The 18,913-nt window shown below is 62.9% G+C and carries 16 protein-coding genes, 1 tRNA gene and 1 pseudogene; 6 read left to right on the top strand and 12 right to left on the bottom strand.

Translation table 11 applies throughout. The features are described from left to right. The first annotated feature begins 11 nt into the window (after window positions 1-11). A complete protein-coding gene (locus DEHOM01_RS00680; protein WP_174519422.1) occupies window positions 12-1,418 on the top strand; it encodes a TrkH family potassium uptake protein in 1,407 nt (468 codons plus the stop codon). Window positions 1,419-1,437: 19 nt separating this feature from the next. Then, window positions 1,438-2,106, top strand: a complete 669-nt coding sequence (locus tag DEHOM01_RS00675) for a potassium channel family protein (RefSeq protein ID WP_016663961.1) — start codon at window positions 1,438-1,440, stop codon at window positions 2,104-2,106. A 41-nt stretch (window positions 2,107-2,147) separates the two neighbouring features. On the opposite strand, the gene proC is transcribed toward DEHOM01_RS00675, so the two are convergent. Genes proC through DEHOM01_RS00660 form a run of 3 tightly spaced genes read right to left on the bottom strand, consistent with a single transcriptional unit; the run spans window position 2,148 to window position 7,669 of the window. Continuing rightward, a complete protein-coding gene (gene proC, locus DEHOM01_RS00670) occupies window positions 2,148-2,987 on the bottom strand; it encodes a pyrroline-5-carboxylate reductase (protein WP_061211060.1) in 840 nt (279 codons plus the stop codon). A 15-nt stretch (window positions 2,988-3,002) separates the two neighbouring features. Beyond that, window positions 3,003-3,182 carry a hypothetical protein gene (locus DEHOM01_RS00665; protein WP_016663959.1) on the bottom strand — a complete coding sequence of 60 codons (180 nt, stop codon included), beginning with the start codon at window positions 3,180-3,182 and terminating at the stop codon, window positions 3,003-3,005. Further along, window positions 3,179-7,669 carry a PDDEXK-like endonuclease domain-containing protein gene (locus tag DEHOM01_RS00660; RefSeq protein WP_061211059.1) on the bottom strand — a complete coding sequence of 1,497 codons (4,491 nt, stop codon included), beginning with the start codon at window positions 7,667-7,669 and terminating at the stop codon, window positions 3,179-3,181. Before DEHOM01_RS00660 ends, DEHOM01_RS00665 begins: the two co-directional genes overlap by 4 nt. A 194-nt stretch (window positions 7,670-7,863) precedes the next feature. Here DEHOM01_RS00660 and DEHOM01_RS00655 point away from each other — a divergent pair, with 194 nt between their 5' ends. Together DEHOM01_RS00655 and DEHOM01_RS00650 are read left to right on the top strand one after the other, a co-directional pair. Continuing rightward, a complete protein-coding gene (locus DEHOM01_RS00655; protein ID WP_061211058.1) occupies window positions 7,864-8,079 on the top strand; it encodes an antitoxin in 216 nt (71 codons plus the stop codon). Window positions 8,080-8,290: 211 nt separating this feature from the next. Next, the gene (locus tag DEHOM01_RS00650) at window positions 8,291-8,521 is read left to right on the top strand and encodes a hypothetical protein (protein ID WP_061211057.1); all 231 of its coding nucleotides are present in this window, start codon (window positions 8,291-8,293) and stop codon (window positions 8,519-8,521) included. Window positions 8,522-8,788: 267 nt separating this feature from the next. Here DEHOM01_RS00650 and DEHOM01_RS10325 read toward each other — a convergent pair whose 3' ends face one another. Continuing rightward, window positions 8,789-10,000: an MFS transporter gene (locus tag DEHOM01_RS10325; protein ID WP_082738614.1), complete on the bottom strand. Its 1,212-nt coding sequence runs from the start codon at window positions 9,998-10,000 to the stop codon at window positions 8,789-8,791. 15 nt (window positions 10,001-10,015) lie between these two features. Further along, window positions 10,016-11,029, bottom strand: a complete 1,014-nt coding sequence (gene galE, locus DEHOM01_RS00640) for a UDP-glucose 4-epimerase GalE (protein ID WP_061211055.1) — start codon at window positions 11,027-11,029, stop codon at window positions 10,016-10,018. 690 nt (window positions 11,030-11,719) lie between these two features. On the opposite strand from galE, the pseudogene DEHOM01_RS09895 reads away from it, so the two are divergent. Further along, window positions 11,720-11,848, top strand: a pseudogene (locus DEHOM01_RS09895) (transposase); the annotation flags it as partial. 126 nt (window positions 11,849-11,974) lie between these two features. On the opposite strand, the gene DEHOM01_RS00635 reads toward DEHOM01_RS09895, so the two are convergent. Together DEHOM01_RS00635 and mobA are read right to left on the bottom strand one after the other, a co-directional pair. Next, window positions 11,975-12,661, bottom strand: a complete 687-nt coding sequence (locus DEHOM01_RS00635; RefSeq protein WP_061211054.1) for a copper resistance CopC family protein — start codon at window positions 12,659-12,661, stop codon at window positions 11,975-11,977. Between the two features lie 26 nt (window positions 12,662-12,687). Beyond that, window positions 12,688-13,374 carry a molybdenum cofactor guanylyltransferase gene (mobA, locus tag DEHOM01_RS00630; RefSeq protein WP_061211053.1) on the bottom strand — a complete coding sequence of 229 codons (687 nt, stop codon included), beginning with the start codon at window positions 13,372-13,374 and terminating at the stop codon, window positions 12,688-12,690. A gap of 128 nt (window positions 13,375-13,502) precedes the next feature. On the opposite strand from mobA, the gene DEHOM01_RS00625 reads away from it, so the two are divergent. After that, a tRNA-Arg gene (locus tag DEHOM01_RS00625) sits at window positions 13,503-13,575 on the top strand. Window positions 13,576-13,672: 97 nt separating this feature from the next. Here DEHOM01_RS00625 and DEHOM01_RS00620 read toward each other — a convergent pair. Genes DEHOM01_RS00620 through DEHOM01_RS00600 form a run of 5 tightly spaced genes read right to left on the bottom strand, consistent with a single transcriptional unit; the run spans window position 13,673 to window position 18,900 of the window. Further along, complete coding sequence (locus DEHOM01_RS00620; RefSeq protein WP_061211052.1) at window positions 13,673-14,677, bottom strand: Gfo/Idh/MocA family protein; 1,005 nt, start codon at window positions 14,675-14,677, stop codon at window positions 13,673-13,675. Continuing rightward, window positions 14,674-15,678, bottom strand: a complete 1,005-nt coding sequence (locus DEHOM01_RS00615; RefSeq protein WP_061211051.1) for a Gfo/Idh/MocA family protein — start codon at window positions 15,676-15,678, stop codon at window positions 14,674-14,676. Before DEHOM01_RS00615 ends, DEHOM01_RS00620 begins: the two co-directional genes overlap by 4 nt. A 36-nt stretch (window positions 15,679-15,714) precedes the next feature. Continuing rightward, window positions 15,715-16,614, bottom strand: a complete 900-nt coding sequence (locus tag DEHOM01_RS00610; protein ID WP_061211050.1) for a carbohydrate ABC transporter permease — start codon at window positions 16,612-16,614, stop codon at window positions 15,715-15,717. Further along, on the bottom strand, window positions 16,607-17,578 hold the full coding sequence (locus DEHOM01_RS00605; protein ID WP_016663950.1) for a carbohydrate ABC transporter permease: 972 nt from the start codon (window positions 17,576-17,578) through the stop codon (window positions 16,607-16,609). Before DEHOM01_RS00605 ends, DEHOM01_RS00610 begins: the two co-directional genes overlap by 8 nt. After that, on the bottom strand, window positions 17,575-18,900 hold the full coding sequence (locus DEHOM01_RS00600) for an ABC transporter substrate-binding protein (RefSeq protein WP_016663949.1): 1,326 nt from the start codon (window positions 18,898-18,900) through the stop codon (window positions 17,575-17,577). Before DEHOM01_RS00600 ends, DEHOM01_RS00605 begins: the two co-directional genes overlap by 4 nt. Window positions 18,901-18,913 lie beyond the last annotated feature (13 nt).

Below are 18,913 nucleotides of genomic sequence, written 5' to 3'. Positions count from 1 at the left end.
AAGGAGGCTCCGTGGGAGCACCCCCCATCCCCCGCCAAAAGCCACGGCGCCGCCTCAACGCGATCGCCTCTTTCATTTCTCGCCTCGTGCGCGAAGCGGCCCGCACCTCCCCCGCACGCCTCGCACTTTTCGTGTTCACAGCGATGATCCTGCTGTTCACGATCATCCTGGAACTGCCCATTTCGAGCGTGTCCGGTCAGCGCACGCGCTTTGCTGACGCCCTCTTCACCGCCGTGAGCGCCATGTGCGTCACCGGCCTCGTCACCGTGCCCACGCAAACCCACTGGTCAACCTTCGGGCTCGTCGTACTCATGGCAGCGATCAAAGTGGGCGGCCTCGGTGTTTTGACTCTCGCTTCGCTCCTTGGCTTGAGCGTGATGCGGCACATGGGTCTCGCTCAGCGAATCGTGACGGCCCGCGAAACCAAGGCCGCCAAACTCAGCGAGGTCGGCGGGGTTTTGCGCACGATCGTCATCACCTCGACGGGGTTCGAAGTCGCGACGTTTATCGCCCTCGTCCCCTTCCTCTTGCGCCACGAAACAAGCCTCAAGTACGCCCTCTTCAATTCGATCTTCTACGCGATCTCGGCTTTCAATAACGCGGGGTTCATCCCGGAAGTTGGCGGCATTTCGCGCTACATGGCGGATCCGTGGTTTTCGATCCCGATCGCCACGTCCGTGTTCGTGGGCGCGCTCGGCTTCCCGGTCATCCTCGTGCTCGTACAAAACTGGCGCACGCCCGAGCACTGGAGTCTCCATGCGAAGCTGACGATTTGGACCTCGAGCATCCTGCTGGTCGCGGGCACCGTCGGGGTTCTGCTTTCCGAATGGGACAACCCCGCCACCCTTGGCGGCCACGGCTTCGACACGAAGCTGCTGTCGTCAACATTCGCGAGCGTCATGACCCGCTCCGGCGGCTTCTCCACTCTCGATATCGGCGCGATGAACACCGACACGTGGCTCATCATGGATCTGCTCATGTTCATCGGCGGCGGCTCAGGGTCGACGGGTGGCGGCATCAAGGTCACGACGTTCGCCCTGCTCGTGCTCTCGATCATCGCGGAAGCACGGGGCGACCGCGACATTGAGATTTTCGGCCGCAGCATCCCGTACGACACGATTCGGCAGGCGATTGCCGTTCTCGTGATCAGCGTGCTGTTCGTTGCGATCGCGACGTGGACGTTGCTGCGCCTGACGGATTACCCGCTCGATCGCGTCCTGTTCGAGGTCCTGAGCGCGTACGGCACGGTTGGGCTCTCGACGGGGATCACGAGCGATCTCAGCCTTGCCGCGAAGTACGTCATCATCGTGTGCATGTACGTGGGGCGTATCGGCCCGATGACCCTTGGTGCGGCGCTCGCTCTGCGCAGCCGCCGGAGAGTCATTCACCTGCCCGAAGAACGGCCCGTCGTCGGCTGAGTCCGGTAGGCTGGAACACATGGCAAACTCCCGCTCCTTCGGCCGCAGCGTCCTGATCGTCGGCCTCGGTCGTTTCGGGGCGTCGATGGCCCTCAACCTTGAATCGCTCGGCACGAACGTGCTCGCGATCGATAAACGCGCTGATCTCGTCCAGGATTACTCGGGCAAGCTGACCCACGTGGTCGAGGCAGATGCCACCAATATTGAAGCGCTCAACCAGGTTGGCGCGTCCAGCTTTGACGTCGCCGTCGTTGGCGTCGGCACGTCGATTGAAGCGAGCGTGCTCATCACCGCGAATCTCGTGGACCTCGCGGGACCCGTCATCTGGGCGAAGGCCATCTCGGTTGCCCACGGCAAGATCCTCGAGCGCATCGGCGCGCACCACGTCGTGTTCCCCGAGAAGGACGCGGGCCAGCGGGTCGCGCACCTCGTCAACGGGCGCCTCCTCGACTACATCGAGTTCGACGACGGGTGGGCGATCGTGAAGATGCATCCACCGCGCGAAATCCAGGGGTTTTCCCTTGGCGAATCAGACATTCGCACGAAGTACGGTGTCACGGTCGTTGGCGTGAAGTCTCCGGGCCGCGACTTCACCTACGCTGAGCCCGAAACAGTCGTCTCCTCGCACGACACGCTCATCGTTTCCGGCCACACCGAGCTGATCGAGCGTTTCTCTAACCGCCCGTAGCGCGGGTTTCCGGGTAAAGGGTTCCGACGCTTGCCTTGCCCCTAGCGCTCTTCCATTTTCCGCGACGCCTGTGCGGCCGCTCTCATGCCGCGTGCCATGAGCGCACGGATCCCGCCTTCTTCGAGTGCGGCGATGGCCTGCGCGGTCGCACCGCCCGGCGAGGTCACGGCGTAGCGCGCACTCGTGGGGGTTTCACCGGTCTCGTGCAGGAGGGTTGCGCTTCCAAGCATGGTGCCCACAACGAGGTCCGTGGCAACGGCCCTCGTGAAGCCTTGGGCGACGGCTTCGTCGATCATCGCCTCGACGATGAGGAAGAAGTACGCGCTTGCGCTCCCGGCAGCGCCAATCACGCCGTGAACCTGATGCTCGGGAATGTCGACGACGGTCGCGGACTGCGCGAAGAGGGCGTGCGCAAGCGCGCGCTCAGCCTCGCTCGCGTGGTCGCCCGGCATGAGTCCCACGACGCCGCGACCTACCGCGATGGGCGTGTTCGGCATCGCTCGCACAAGCGCCGTGTGCCCGTCGAAAGCATCGCCGAGCGTTGCGAGACTCGCTCCGGCGAGCAGCGACACAATGAGCGCGTCCTTCCGCACGTGCGGGGCAATCGCGGGGGCCATGTCGTCGAGGTGGTACGGCTTAAAGCCGAGCACGATCACGTCGGATTCGGCAACGGCGGCGGCGAGCGTGTCGTCGGACCCGAAGCGCTCAAACGCACTCGTGGCGCCGATCTCCTGCGCGGCCTCTTGCGTGGACGTCGCACTCGAGTTGAGAAGAACGAGTTTCTCGGCGCCGACGCCGGCCTTGCGGATGGCACGCGCGACCGCGCCGCCCATGTTGCCGGCGCCGATCACGGTGACGGTGAGGTCAGTAAGGTTCGCCATTGCACGCATCCTTCGCTATCGTGTGCGGCCCCAATGCGGCGGCACGTCCCGCATGAGCCGCTCGTCGTTTGAGTCGTCGCCGCGATCGGCCGGTGCCCGCTTCGGGATCACGCGGTCCTTCGCTGGCTCGACCTCCATGGGCTTTCCCGTGATGGAGGAAACGACGAGCCTGCTGCGAGCCTTTTTCTCGCTCACCGAGCCTCTCCCTCGCTTTGTTTCGCGAGGTAGCGACGGATCGCGGCTGAAACTGACACGTCGAGCAGGACGCTGCGCTCGGTAAACGCCAGAAACTCGCGCACCTCCGTGGCAAGTTGCTCGGAGAATCGAGCCTGACCGTCCGAGCAGATGTAGGCGACGACCTGATCGAAGTCGTCCGGTCCGTAGAAGCTCAACGGGTGACCGGCCGGGATCTTCGGCTTCGGCAAGCGATGGCGGGCAGCGCCCCGCCCGATCTTGATGTCCTGCTGCTCGAGGTAGTCGTGGTAGGCGCGCTCGACGCTCTTGATCACGCGTTCTGCTTCACCCTCGGGGTCGATGAACAGGGCCCACGACCAGACGCGCTCAACGGTCCATCCCGCCGCTTCAAGACGCTCTGCGCTCAAGCGGTCGCGTTCACGCTGGTCCGTGATTTCGCGGTAGCGCGGGCCGTCTGTCGCAACGGCGACGAGATAGCGCCCGGGAAGCTCAGGGTGGGCGATCGCAAGTTCGACGCGTTCGCTTGACAGGCCGTAATCAAGTTCGACCGTGTAACCGGCGCGCCACAGACGATCGGCGAGGTCAGCGACGAGTGCTTCGGAGCTATCGGGGATGTCCGGTTCGGCGGGATGCTCAGGAGCATTATCGTCGGTAGCCTCGCCCTCGACCGCAGTTCCGGGTTCGCCTTCGGCATCAGGCTCGTCGCCCTCGGTGTCCTCGCCGGCGTCGACCGGTTCCGAGGGTTCGGTTTCGGCGGGGTTAGCGTCGGCACTCTCGTTCTGCTCGGCAGGTTCCGACGGCTCCTCGAGCTCCGCCGCATCCTCGTGATCAAGCACGCTTTGCGAGAATCCAGCCTCGAGGAATTCAAGCAAAAGCCGCAGGTCACGCGCACCCTCCGTGCGAAGCCTATCCACCTCGAGATCGCTGCTGCGCACGGCGCTTACGACGCTCGTATGGAAGCGGGCACGGGTCAAAACCGTGAGGAGGGCCCTGCGGCCAGCGTCCGTCGACAGCGGGCCGAAGCGATGCAAGAGGCGATCGTGGGGGGTGAGACCGAAGCCGAGTGACACGATGACGTCGTCGCGCACGATCGCTGTTGCCGCCTGCGCGGGCACGACCGTGAAGAATTCCTCGCGCTCGGGGTTGAAGAAGTCGTGCAGATCGGGCAGGCGACTCACGGACCGCATGACCGAGTCCTGGACGGCCTTGGCATGCGTGGGTGTGAGGGTCAGGACCGCGAGAGAGCGCTCGGGGTTGTGGCGCGCGTGGTAGATCACGAGGTCGGTGACGCGGCGAAGCTCGGCGTCGGTCGACTCCACAAATTCCGCGCCCTGGCGCACGGGGCCCCTGCCATCCGGGACGTAGATGAAGGTGTCCTCGTCGATGTGCTCGGGGCTCGGCGGCGCGAGCAGCGCACCCCATCCCGCATCGAGCGCCTTCGCGCGATTCTCGACGAAGCGTCGCACGCCCCCGGTCGCAGGATGCGTGTCGCGCACGAGCCGCAGCACCGGCGCGACTTCACTCGCTTCGTCAAGGAGGCGGGCCATGCCCGAGTGGTGGGCGCGAACATCGTCGCCATCAACGAAGTCGAACGGGTCACCGACGATCACAGCCTGGCGCGCTCGCGACAGTGCCGGGATCGCCGCGGCCGTGGGAAGACGCGCGGCATCGGCGAGAATGACGAGATCGAAGTGGCGTCCGGCGGGAATCATTTGCGGCACCATGAACGGCGAAGCGAGCCACAGTGGCCGCGCACGGAACATGATGTCCTGATACTTCCCGGCGGTGTCGCGCACGCTCATCGTTCCCGGAGTATTGAGCTCAATGATCGCGCTGCGCGACGTTTCCGGGAAACGCTTCATGGTTTCCACGAGCAGCTCGTCCACGCGCTTGCGAACCCGGAAGCGACCGGCGTTGAGATTGTGCACGTCGAGGCGGCGATAGCGCTCGGCCACCTGGGAAAGCTTCGTGCCGTCGTACTGCGAAAGGGTCGGTTCAGCCCGCGCGATGAACTCGAGCACGCTCACCCACCACGCGAGGTTGAGCTCGGCGACGGCGAGGTCACTTGTGACTTCCGGGCCGCGAATATCGCGAAGGAGCGCCGCGAATCCCTCGAATTCAAGCTCACGCATGACCTTCGTGCGGCGAGGGAGAACATCGAGCACCTCACTTCGCGCGTGGAGCTCTTTCATGCGTTCGTGAAGCGCGCCAAGTTCGGTGTTGTCGAAATCGGTGCCCTGCTCGGTGCCCGCGAGAAGAACCTGCAGTTCATCGAGGCTCTTTTGCGTGCTACCCACGAGCGCCTCAACTTCACCGAGCGTCTTCGGCACAACCGGGGTGAGGCCCGCGTCGGTCGCGATCGCTTCCCACTGGCGGTGGATGTCCTGAGCGGCCAGGAGGTGCGCGCGCAAGTTCTCCGTGTTTTCCGACGGTTGCAGCATCGATTTTGCGAGCTTCTTCCAGCGGCGACGCTCGCCAAAGCCCATGACCGCCCCGTGTTCCTCGCGGTAGGTTTTGTCGGAAACCGCTGCGAGAAGCATGTCGATTTTCTCGTTGAAAAGCTCCGGGCGCACGTGGCGGAAGAGGGAGCGCATGGCATCGAGAACGCGCACCGTGTGCCGAAGCTCCGCGAAGCTGCGGGCTTTTTCAAGGTTGCACGGCGCGCCGAGAGCCTCGGCGTACTCTATGAGCTGCGGAAGTGAGGCCTCATCGAGCTCGGTCACGAGTTCGAGTGCACGCTTGGCCTGGTGCTCACTCGTGATCGAGGCCCCGTACCACGGGGTGTCCTCGGGAACCATGCCGAGCGCGCCCGATTCGACTGCCTCGCGCATGAGCCGCTCGTACCGTTCGCGATCCTTGAGGATCGCCACGGCGACGTTCGACGTCAGTCGCACGCCCGTGCGCGGCGCGGGGCGGCGGCGTGCAAGATCGGCCAGTTCATTGATCGCTTCGTGGGCGCTCACACCCCACGGTTCCTGCACGCGGTGCATCGCCTCCACGTGCCCCGTGAGCACGTCGCGCGCCTCTGCCAGCCCTTCGGGCTCAGCGAGACTGACGGGCGGCACGAACGAGCTTGCTTTCGCGAGCGAGAGCAGCATCGAGCGGCTCGCCTCGCGCTGAAGATGCGGGTCGGGGACGAGGCTGAGGAGGATGTCCTCGAGGCCCGCGGCCTCGATCTCTGACTGAAGCTCGGCGAGTCGACTCGAGCTTTGAGACACGAGAAGCACGCGTTTGCCGGCGGCGATCTGTTCAGCCGCGAACGCCACGACGGTGGGCGCGAGAGGGCGACCTGGCGCGCCGTGAACCACGAGCGCGGGGCGCCCCTGGAGGTTCTCGGCAATGAGGCGCGCATCGGCATCGGCGCTCGCGACCGACTCGGGCACCTCCTCTTCTGAAGAAGGCTCAACTGCGAGTTCATCGCGCGATTCTTCGTCACCCGCGAGCGCGCCGATGATCGGCAGGTCCGCGAGGTCCTCGGCCGGAACATCGAAGTCTTCGAGCATGGGGCCCGAGGTATCCACGAGGTTGCCAACGACAAGAGCGTGAGAGATGCGGAAACCGGGAAGCGGTTCCCCGAGTGAGCGGAACGCGTCGAGGACCGGCTGCGGATCGAAACCGTGGTGAGAGTCGGTAAGTTCGAGTAGCGCGCGGGCGTCGATGAGGACGCCTTCGTCGCGAAGGGCCCTCAGCACGAGGGGGTTGAGGTCGACAGCGGCGTCAAGGTCAATGTCGATGCCCTCGCGGGCGCCGCCACGCACGTGCAAATTGAGCGGACGCAAAAGGAGCGGCGCGTGCACCTGCTCGCCCGAAAGATCCACCCACGTTGCCTCACCGATCGCGAGATGGCACGTCGTGAGACCGCGGTTTTCGGCGTGGGCGAGGGCACTCTCGCGGATCTGGAACGCGGCTTCGCGCGCACGCTCGAGGGAAGCTTCCTCGCGCACGAGCGAGGAGAGTCGTGTGGAGCCGCGGCTCGCGAATAGGTGGGCGAGCCCCTGCGGATGCGAGTTCGTGAGGTCGAGAAACGCACCCGAGCGCATGTCCGTGAGGAAGTCTTGGTCGCCGGCGAGTGACGCGAGAGCCGTGCGCCACGTCGCGAGCGATTCCTCGATCCGCTCCTCGCGGCTGGCTTCCGTCACGAGCACGCGCGAGAGGGCACCCTGCAGGTCGGTGACGTCATCATCGTCGTCGAACGCCGCGGGGGTGAACACGTGCGCGCCGGTATCCTCGACACTGCTTTCGGTGTACTCGTGCATCTCTTCGCGCGTCTCATGCGGGTCACGAATCTCGAGCGTGTGCTCCTCGGCCGCATGCGAGCCGCCGTCATTTTTTGCGTTTTCGGTCTCGCTAGCATCCCGGGCGCCCTCGGCGCTCGCCGATCGCCCCACCCACGCGTGACTTTCGCGCGCGCGTGAAGTCAGCGCGTCATCCTCGGCCTTCTTACTGCCCTGAGATTTCGCGCGTTTTGAACGTCCAAACCAACTCACCTTCCCACGGTATCCGAGCCGAGCCCCTGAGCCGCTGAGGCGGGCATGTGGCGCGCCGCTCCTTACCGCATTTTTACCCTCGCGCACTCTTCTCTGACGACGTTCACGAACCCTCCAGGTTTGTTCCCTAGCGTTTTCGTCGTAGCTTCCACACGGGAGGCTCACGCAGTTGAGACTCTAGGAAAGGACTTGACATGGGATTCGATGACGCACTGAACAAGGCCAAGGGCGCGTTCGAACAGAACGAAGACAAGGTCAAGGATTTCGCCAAGGAGCACGACGCTCAGGTTGACGGCGCGATTGACAAGGCGAGCGAGAAGGCTCAGGATATCGCTCCCGACCAGCTCGGCGACAAGATTGCTGACGGTGCCGACAAGGGCAAGGACGCTTTCGACAAGTTCCACGGCTGATCACCATTGACTCGTCGCTAGCGCCACGGCGTTAGCACTGAAGGGGCGTTTCCCGATTCCGGGAAACGCCCCTTCTTCAATTCCATAGAGGTTGTGGGGGTTTTCAAGGTTCGTGGTGAAGGGGAGCGTCGCGTCGCTGACGTAGAACGGCTCGTTGCCCTGCTGTGATGGGTGTTGTCAAGACATCCACATCCCGGAGGACCACGAGCCCGTGCACAAGAATAAAGGTTCGCAGCGCGATGCTGCGAGCACGATCTTCAATCTGCCCAACTACCGCGTCATCGACGCCATCGATCTGCCTGACGGAGGCCGCCGGGTGGTGGGCACCTCGAGCGTCCCGCCGGGCTGTCCGGTCAGCGGGGTGCTGGCGACGGAGGCCCACTCCCGCCGGATGCAGAGGATCCGGGACGTGCCCGTGGCCGGGGCGGTGGAGGTGGTGTGAGCCAGGCAGCGTTGGTTTTGCTTGGAGTCGGCCTGCGGCAGGCGCACGTTCGCCGAGGCCACCGTGCAGGTCCCTCACCCCAGAGAACTACCGGATGCGTATCCTGCTGACCAGCGCCGCAAGAACCGTAGCGTGAATACCCGCCCCAGCAGGATCATTCACCACAAACCGCGAAAAGCCGGATCAATGGTCATCTCACGTCCGGTCCAGGTTGCGCTCACTCGATCCCCTCGTCTTAAACAGCCCTCAAACCTCGTGAATAGACAATCATGCCACTTCAGAACGGACCAACACACCCAGAAGCAGCGACAACACACCAATAGTCCCGATCCCGCCAGCGACTAGAGCGACAGCGACTGGCGTCGCAAAATGATCTAGACTCGTGCCCATTGCCAGCCTGCCGGACACACCGCCTAATCCGATAAGCACAAACGTCGAAGAAATCGCCCGGCCACGGACGGCACCCCCAACCTTACTGAACAAAGCGGAATCGAGCGCTATACCAGTGATTGCGCTTGCAAGCCCCGACACTATGAGAAGGAGGGCCGCCGCCCACCAGCTCTGCACAACACCGAACAGCACACAACAAACGAGCACCGCAGCCAGTGACACACCAACGCACACACTAAGCCGAGAAACGATAGCTTTTCGGAGAACCAGTGCCCCCACAATCCCACCCACCGCCTCACATGCCAACACAGAACCAACTTGAGCGCTACCTCCGCCGGCCGCTCTAAGCGTCACCACAACCAGTGTCCCAGCAGAAGCGGACGATGCCGCAATGCAGGTAACCCCTAACAGAACACCGGAAGCGTTCCGCACCATACCCCAAATTGACTCGCTATCCCCTGCTGCTTCACACCCAGGCAGGCGCCTAGGCTCGGCGACACGAATCGACGAAATTGCCAAAGCAGACGTTATGAAGCCGACCAGGCAAGCTACAAACACCCAACCCTCACCGAGAGCGTAAAGCGCGCCACCGAGCGGCGGGGCGCCAATCCTGGCGATGTTCAAGCGGATCTCGTCCTGGCGCAGCGCGTTAAAAAGAGTCCGCTCGCTTACAAGGTCGCGAAGCATTACGGCTCTTGCCGGGGCCCCGGCAGATTGCACAATGCCAAATACAACGCAGCACAAATAGAGTGACCACAGCGGACCAGAAGCTGCAACAATAACGACAACCACAAAACAAACGCATGCCCTGCCAATCTCACTAGCAAGTAAGACTTGCTTGCGCGGAAATAGATCCGCAAGCCACCCGGCTAGAGGAGCACAGACAAGCTGTGAAACCGCGATGCATGAGACAATAGCCGCCGCGCTCTGCGCGCTACCCGTAGAATCTAAGGCATACAATTCCAGAGGTAGCCCGAGCATCGCGAATCCGAGCGCCCCCATCGTCGCGCCGAACCAATACCTCTGGAACGAACCATTAGCTGCGAGCTCTCTCCACTCTGATCTCTCGTGCCCTCGCTTAGGCTTCACGTCAGAATGAGCTACTCAGTCTGCCAAATCGGGGAGTATGAGCTTCCGGCGCTCGAACCACTCCAGGGTACTCGCAATACCGTCCTCAAGAGATGTCGATGCGGTCCAGTTCAAGAGCTCCGCTGCCTTCCTGGAACGAGTAAACGCCCCAGCGCTGTCGCCAGGACGGCGCGGAGCTTCAACGGCACGCACACTCTTCCCGACCACACTCTCGAACGCGGCGACTAGCTCACGAACGGTAGTTCCTTCACCTGTGCCCAAGTTGATAACTTGATAGGCGGAGTCGGCTGCGATTTTTGCACCCTCCCTGACTGCAGCAACATGCGCTTCTGCGAGATCCCAAACATTGACATAATCCCTAATTCCCGAACCGTCACGAGTGGGATAATCAGTGCCCGTGATTTGGAATTCAGTATCGCCTCGGTGTGCTTCAATCAACTTGCCGAGGGCGTGCGAGGGTGAAGCTATTTGAAGCCCGGTTCTAAACTTAGGGTCAGAGCCAATGGGATTGAAGTAACGCAACGACAGCACGTTGAGGTCGCTCGCCGCAGCGATGTCTTGAAGCATTACCTCAAACATCGCCTTGCTTCTAGCGTATGGGCTCGTAGGGGCCAGTTCTGAGCTCTCGTCTACCGAAAAGTCCTCGCTCACAGCGTAGATTGACGCCGAACTACTGAACACAAGCTGCGAACAGCCGTTCGCAATCAATCCGCGCACGAACGCCAGGGACTTGCTGATGTTCGCTTCGTAGTAACCCAGCGGGTCCGCAACCGAATCGGGAACCACTATCAGTGCTGCAAAATGAAGCACGACTGCGATGTCAGGATGCTCCTCATAGATCCGGTCTAGTAGGGCACGATCGGCGATATCCCCCTCATAGAACGTCAGGCCTTCAACGAACTCACGTCGACCGGTGATGAGGTTGTCCAGAACTACTACCTCGAAACCTTCGTCCCGTAGCCTAGAAGCAACCGTGCTTCCGATGTAGCCAGCTCCCCCTGAAATGAGTACTTTTGCAGGGTGATTCATGAGAAACTCCTCAGATAGTCACAATAGTGGTTCAGATCCAGTCAATATAAATTCGTCAGAGACTTCCCAGATAGCCTGCGCCACGATCTCGTGTCCAAGCACCATTCCTGACCATTGATTGACATCTCGAGCGATCCCGTGAGGGATCGGTGTGTCGGTAATCCTCAACTGTCAAACGTGACGGCCCAGCAGCCTCTAGGCCCAATGCAGGAACAACCAACTCAGGGCTAAGCAACAGGGGTTGCTTCTGCTCGTCGGGCAACTCCTCAACCTCCGCCACTTCGAATGAACATTGATCTATGTCAACGTTCGTGCCTGTCCCGCTCTTAAAAGACATACCGGACCAAGCTTCAGGAGTCATAGCCTCCAGGCGCGAACTTGCCATAAACTTCGGTGACCGACACGACTACCGATCCCCCAGCTAAAGCTACACCCGGCGCCTCCGGGCAATGTCCGAACGGCCCTCGACTAAGCTATCACGGCTGACTCCACTTACCGAGGGGGTCCGAGCCCGAAGCCCGTTAGGAAGTTGAAGCCTCATCATTCGCAAAACCTTCCTCACAGGGCATTAATTCGCAACAGAACTCGCTCACTGATTCGTGAGGTTCAAGCCCATGATTTTCCACGAACGAGTTCCTCTGAACTCGTCTTAACAACTCGTTCGGATTGGACTTGCACTCGTCGTATTAGAGCAGCGCTGCGTTCGAGGCCGCGAACACCGGCACCAAGAACATCAAACGCACCGGCCGCGGATTCCGCAACCCAGAGAACTACCGGATGCGCATCCTGCTGACCAGCGCCGCAAGAACCGTAGCGTGAATACCCGCCCCAGCAGGATCATTCACCACAAATCGCGAAGAGCCAGTTATGGGGGTTTCGGCGGAACCCCGCGGATTTACCGCGCCATTACCCCCACAACCCCTATGCAATCCAGGTGTGAGTGGGTTAGTCCTCGTCGTCCTTCTTGCTCAAGAGCCAGAAGGCCGCACCGATCGCGAGCACCGCCGCGACGATCACCGGGAGCCACAGCGCCCAGTTGAACGACTTCTTCTCATCGGTGACGACCTTGTCGGGTGTTTCGATCGACGTCGCAGTGGCCTCCGCGCTCGCCTTGTCGTTCTTGTCGCCCTTACCGGCCGCATCGCCGCTCTTACCGGAGTCACCGGACGCCGAGCCACCGTCGGCCCCTTCGCCCGCGCTCTCTTCCGTGGCGGAGCTTGCCGCCTCCTCGGACGGCCTGCTCGGATCCTCCTTGACGGTGTAGGTGAGCGTGCCCGAAATCGGGTGGCCGTCGGAACTCACGACGCGCCATTCAAGGGTCATGTCGCCGGGAGCTGGGAGCTGGTCGAGCTCGACACGGACCTCGTGTCCATCGACCTGGGGCTCTCCCTCAAACAGAACCGTTCCGGCGGAATCCTTCGCGCGCACCTCGTTCCCAAGCTTAAGCGGCTCCGCGGAAAACTCGAGCGTAATGGTGCGGACCTCCCCCTGGAGGATCTCGGCGCCATCCGCCGGCGTCGAACCCACGAGTCGATCGTGCGCGAGTGCGGGCGCCGCGAGAATCATCATCGCGGCAAGGGCCGCACACACGAGGGTAAAAAAGCGGGAAGCAGGGCGTGATAGCGCGTGCATGAAAGTCCTTTCGCAAACACCGGCAATCAGCGGCGCGAGCGGGCTTGCTCGAGCTGCTCGGGTGAATCAATATCGCTCAACGAGCGGGCCACTAGCTCCGGCGCTACTCCGCTCGCGCCTGCAAGCGTACCAACGTCAAGCCACGCCGACTGAACGGGCTCGGGCGTAAGCTCGCCGAGAGCGCGATAGAGGGATTTCGCGCTCGCCCCAACGAGAGAGCCGCCCTCCCCCGCAACGTGCGAAAGAGCGCGCGCAAGCACCGCGCGCGGCCACGCGGCGCACAGGAATTGCCGACGCCCGCCCGCATCCACGGCACCCGCAACCTTTCGGGGTGCTTCCGCGCACTCATATACGAGAGCGCCGAGCACGCGCGGCTCGAGCCATGGCATGTCTCCGCCGAGCACAAGCACCACCTCATCAGTGCTCCCAAGCCGCTCCAGCTCAGCCAGTCCACGCGCGAGACCCGCAACAGGGCCGGAGAAGGGCGGGTCCTCCCGCACGCACACCGCACCGATGCTCTGCACGTCCGTTCCCCGCTCCCCCACGAGGACGAGAGGCGCACCCTCGCCGAGCGCCGAACGCGCCGCCAACAGCGCGCTCGCGCGCATGGAACGCTCCTCCACCTCGAGAGTGGGTTTATCGACGCCGCCCATGCGCGAACCACGGCCGCCGGCAAGCACGATGGCCGCACCTGTCACCTCGAAAGCTTCCATGTCTCCATCCTCCCACCCGCGCCGCTTCGCGTGACATCCGCTTCCGCGCACCGCTTGGAACTTTGAGGCTGCGGCGATCGCCGCTAGAGTGGAAGGGCTCGAAAGCGCGCAGCATGCGACTTTCGATTGCCCTCGTAGCTCAGGGGATAGAGCACCGCTCTCCTAAAGCGGGTGTCGGACGTTCGAATCGTCTCGGGGGCACAACGAAAGCCCAGGTCATAAGGCCTGGGCTTCGTCGTATTCGGTTATGGGGTACGCGGCGGGTGCGCTACTGCCCTCAATTTTCCCTCACTGCGGTTCAGCGCAGTGGCACCGGCCTTCCCGTGCGCACCGACTCCTGCGCAGCGTTCACGACCCGCACTGTGCGCGCACCAACGGCGCCCGACGGCTCTTGTGCCTCGCCGCTGCGCACGGCCTCAAGGAAGGCATCAAGAAGGAGCGCATCGAGGTTGAGCCCAAACGGGTGCCACTGGCCTGGGCCCTCGACGCGCTGCGAGAAAGCGTCAATCGCGAGCTGGCCACCAGTACCGGCAACATGGAGCTTGAGGCCACCCCACGTAGGGGCCTCGGCGGGCTGCGACCACGAGCAGTCGATCGTCGCGGTTAACCCGTTCGCGTAGCGAAGCGTCACGAGACCGCCGGTCTCGGCATCGCCGTCGTTCGTGTGGCCGTACAGCACGCCATTCACAACCGCGTGGACCGTCTCGGGTTCACCGAAGAGCGAATCGAGAATTTCGGCGAGGTGAACCACGTGGTCGACGAGGGCCCCGCCACCGGCAGCTTCCGGGTCGGTGAACCAATCGCGGCCTGCGGGAAGCTTGCCGTTGTTGGCGCCCGCGAGCGCGATGATCTCGCCGAGGCTGCCGTTTTTGACGGCCTGGCGCAGCGCGGCAACCTGGGGCGAAAAATGCACGGGGAAAGCGGTCATGAGCACAACGCCGGCTTCCGTGCACGCCGACACCATCGCCTCGGCGTCCTCAACGGTTGTCGCAAGCGGCTTCTCGCACAAAACGTGGATGCCACGACGCGCGGCCTCGAGCACGAGAGCTTTGTGGCCGGCATTGTCGCTGCAGACGACGACGGCGTCGGGAGCCTCGCCGTCGAACGCCGTCCATGCCTCGTCGATCGTCGCGACGGTGCGCTCGGCGGAAACATCGCCGAAGCCGTCCGGATCCGCGAGGACCACCTCGGTATCGGCGCGGCTTTCCAGCAAGCGCACGTAGGAGGCAGCGTGGACGTGGGCGGCGCTCAGCACGGCCACGCGGAGGGCGCGGCCCGCAAGGGTGGGGTCGGTCGCGTTCACAGCACGATCCTTTCGCCGGTACGGATGGATTCGCGGGCGGCCTCGGCTACGGCGATGGCGCGGGTGGCGTCGGAACCGTTCACGCGCGGGGTGGGCCCGGGGTTTCCGACGCTCGCCTGCTTCACGCAGTTCCAGAAATCCTCGATCTCGGCCCCGTAGGGATCGCGCATCCCGGCGACGCTCGGCAGGTAGCTCTTGCTTTCGCTCGACGAGGCGACCGCGTCGAATTCGATCCCGGTGTTTTTTGCGGAGTCGTACGTGAGTTTGCCGCTGCTTCCCGCGACGTCGAAGGAGTAGTGGAAGACGGTGCCTTTCGCACCCCACAGGCCGCGGCAGAACGTGAGTGCGCCGTTTGCGTGGGTGAGGATCACGTGAGCGGCGCGCACGCTCTGATCACCGCTCGAGATGTTCTGCGTGGCGAAGACGCTCGTCACTTCGCCCGCGAGCCACAGCGCCTGGTCGATGTCGTGGATCATCTGGTCCATGATGATGCCGCCGCTGACGGATTCGTCGGCGAACCAGGGCTGCACGGGCATCGAACCGGAGCGCTCGAAGCGAAGCACGGCGAGTTCACCGAGGCGGCCAGCATCAACAGCACGGCGAAGCGCCTCGTATTGGGGGAAGAACCGCACGACGTGTGCGGGGAAAAGAAGCAGGCCTGCCTCGCGAGCGTGCTCCGCCATGCGCGCAGCCTCACCCGATGAGAGGGCGAGCGGCTTCTCGCACAGCACGTGCGTGCCGTGATCGAGCGCGGCGTGCACGTACTCGGGATGCGAAGGGGTCGGGGTACACACGTCAATGACGTCGACCGCCCCGAGGAGACTCTCGAACGAGTCGTGGATCGTGACGGGCGCAAACTGGGCGGCGAAGTCTTCCGCTCCCTGGTTGCTGAACACGTGGATGTCTGCGTCGAGGGCCCGCCAGCCGCGGGCGTGGGAACGGGAAATGCCGCCCGTGCCCACGATGCCCACGCGCGGGCGCGGCTCAGATTGGAGGATCATTCGTTCATTCTTTCAGGTGACACTGAACCGAAGGTTTTAGCGGAAGCTCGAGAGGGCAAAGCCTTCAATGACCTTCTTTTGCATGATGGCGAATGCGAGGAACACCGGGGCCATGGCCATGAGGCTCGCCGCCATAATCATCGGGTAGTCGGGCCCCACCAGGTGGTCGCCCTGGAGCATCGCGAGGCCTACTGCCACCGGGTATTTCTCGGTCGAGTTGATAACGACGAGCGGCCACAGGAGGCTGTTCCAGGCCGACAGGAGCGTGATCACGCCGAAGGAGAACAGCGCCGGTCGCGCGAGCGGAAGCATGATCTTCCAGAACATTTGCCACGGGTTGCAGCCATCGAGCTTCGCGGCGTCGACGAGTTCCTCGGGGATGCGACGGAAGTACTGCATCATGAAGAACACGCCGAATGCACTCACGAGGCCCGGGGCAAGGATCGCGAAGAAGTTATCGAGAAGCCCTGCCGCGTCGACCATTTGGTACTGCGGGATGAGGAAGATTTGCCCGGGAACCATGAGCACCGTGAGCAGAAGGAAGAAGATGACCTTGCGGCCACGAAAGCGCATCCGCGCGAACGCGTATCCGGCGAGTGAACACGTCACGAGTTCCGCAAGGACCCTCAAGATCGCGTAACTGACGGTGACGGTCATCTGCTCGGTGAACGGCACGAACTCGAAGACACGCGCGAAGTTCTCCCACCGGAGTTTCTCGGGCCAGAGGTTCATCGGGATTTCGACGACTTCGGCGCGGGTGCTGAGCGCGAGCTTGATCTGCCACAGGAACGGGAACAGCATCGTGAGGGCGCCGATCGCGAGGATCAGGTGCGCGTCCCACGTGTGCCCGTGCAGGCCTTTGCTGCGCTTTTGCTTCTTCTTTTTCTTCGCCTTGGTGTCGTCGAAGGGAAGATCGGGAGCGAGGGAATCAGTCATAGTTCACCCACTTCTTCTGGACCCGGAACTGGACGATCGTGAGAATGCCGACGATCACGAGGATGAGCAGGGCGATCGCGGAGGCGTAGCCCTTATCGTCGCCCGGGAACGCCGCGCGGTAGAACAGGTACACGAGCGAGAGCGTCTTCTTCGTGACGGGGTTGGCGTCGCCAAGAACCGCGAAGATGAGGTCGAAGAGCTGGAAGCCGCCGATGATGCTCGTGACCGTGAGGAAGAAGATGCTCGGAGTCAGCAGTGGAATCGTGATCGAGAAGAACTGACGCCACGTTCCCGCGCCATCGAGCTGCGCCGCCTCGTACACTTCGGGCGGAATCGTTTTCAGACCCGCACCGAGCACGATGATCTTGAAACCGATGCTCATCCAGAGCCCCACAATCGCGACGACGATGAGGGCGACCCATTCGGTTGTGATCCACCGAGGGCCTTCGATACCGAAGAAGCGCAAGATGACGTTCACGATGCCGGCTTCGCTGTGGAAAATCATGCGCCACACCATCGAGATCGCTGTGGGCATCGCGATGTACGGCAGGAAGAACAGGGCTCGGTAGATCCCGGCACCCTTGAGGCCCGGGCGCTCGAGCAGCGCCGCGAAAAGAACGGAGATCGGAATCGCGAGCAGAATGATGACCGTGTAGATCACCGTGTTGAGGAACGCACGCGGTAGTTGCGGATCCTCGGCGAGGCGTTTGAAGTTGTCGAGCCCCACGAAGTGGGCGGGCTCGAAGGTTGACCACGACGTGAGCGACATGCCGAAGCTCATGATCATCGGCACGAAATACATGAGGCCAATGCCGATCACGGTCGGGGCGATGAAGAGCCACGGCCAGATGCCGTCGCTCATGCTTCCGCGGCGTTTCTTCTTCCGCGGGGCCTGCTGGCCCGCCTCATGAATCTCTTCAGAGGCGGCGCCAGCGGCAGCGTTCGAAACGTCGAGCGAGCTCACTCGCCCTTCTCCTTCGCGAGCACCTCGTTCATGGCCTTCGCGAGCTCGGTGCAGCCTTCCTCGGCAGTGAGTTCACCGGTGAAGACCTTCGTGAGGTACTCCCCTTCGAGCTCCTGCCAGTCCGGGCAGCTCTTTGAAATGGGGAACGCCACGCCGTTCTTCTCGGCCTGGTCGATAAACACCTGGAGGTTGAGCTCCGGGTGAGCGTCGACGTAGCCATCCTGAGTGCCGTTGAGGGCGGGGTTCGCCGCGCCGGATTCGGCGCTGATCTTTGCGGCCTCTTCACCGGCGAGGAAGGCAACGAGAGCCTGAGCCGCCGGCATGTTCTTGGTGAATGCGGAGATGCAGTTGCCGATGCCGTGCACGACGGTCTTCGGGATATCGCCACCGGGCAGCGTCGCGACGGTCACGTCGTCCTTGGTCGAGGCCTTGAGCATGGCCGGCACGCGCCAGTTGCCCGACCACTGCATCGCGCATTTACCGCTCTCGAACATGGCGTAGGCGGAGTTCTCGGCTAGGTAGTCAAGGTCGGGGGATGCGCCGATCTCGATGAGATCGCGCCAGAACTTCACGCCTTCAATGGTCTTGGGATCGTCGTACCCCGACTTCTTCTTGTCGTCGGAGATCACATAGCCGCCCGTAATGGCGATCGAGTGGTAGTAAGACGCGGTGCGCGAGAACACCTCCGCGCACCCCCACACACCGTCGGGCAGCTTCTCGCCGAGTTCGACGGCCTTCTCCTTGTAGGTGTCGAGCGTCCAGGTCTCGTCGGGGTAGGCGACGCCGGCCTGATCAAAGAGCTTCTTGTTGTACCAGATGGCGACGGTGTCGAAGTCTTTCGGCGCGGCGAAAGGCTCACCGTCGACGCTGTACATGTTGGCGAGCGCTTCCGGGTAGTTCTTCGGATCGAACAGACCCGCATCCTGGAGCCCCTTGAGCGAGGCGAGCTGGCCGTTCTCGGCGTAGGAGCGGAAGTGCGGGCCCGTCATCCAGAACACGTCGGGAAGAGCTTTCGAGGACACCTGAGTGCGCAGCTTCCCGAAGTATTCCTTCCACGGGGTCATCTGGAGGCTAACCTTCACGTTCGGGTACTTCTCGTTGAACGCCTTGATCATTTCCTCCAGCATTTCCTGCTGGTTAACGTCCCAAAAGGCGTAGGAAATGCTGCCCTCGATCTTTGCGGGGTCGTCGCCGATTTCGTTCTTCGTGCCCTTACTCGAAGTGCCTCCGGTGCCGGAACCGCCACAGCCAGCGGCGGCGGCTGCGAACGCAGCGCCACCCGCGGCGAGGAGGGAACGGCGGGCGATGGTGGATTTAGACATGGTGTGCTCCTTG

The organism is Dermabacter hominis NBRC 106157, from assembly GCF_001570785.1.
Taxonomy (GTDB): domain Bacteria; phylum Actinomycetota; class Actinomycetes; order Actinomycetales; family Dermabacteraceae; genus Dermabacter; species Dermabacter hominis.
This window is presented reverse-complemented; position numbering and strand designations above follow the sequence as displayed.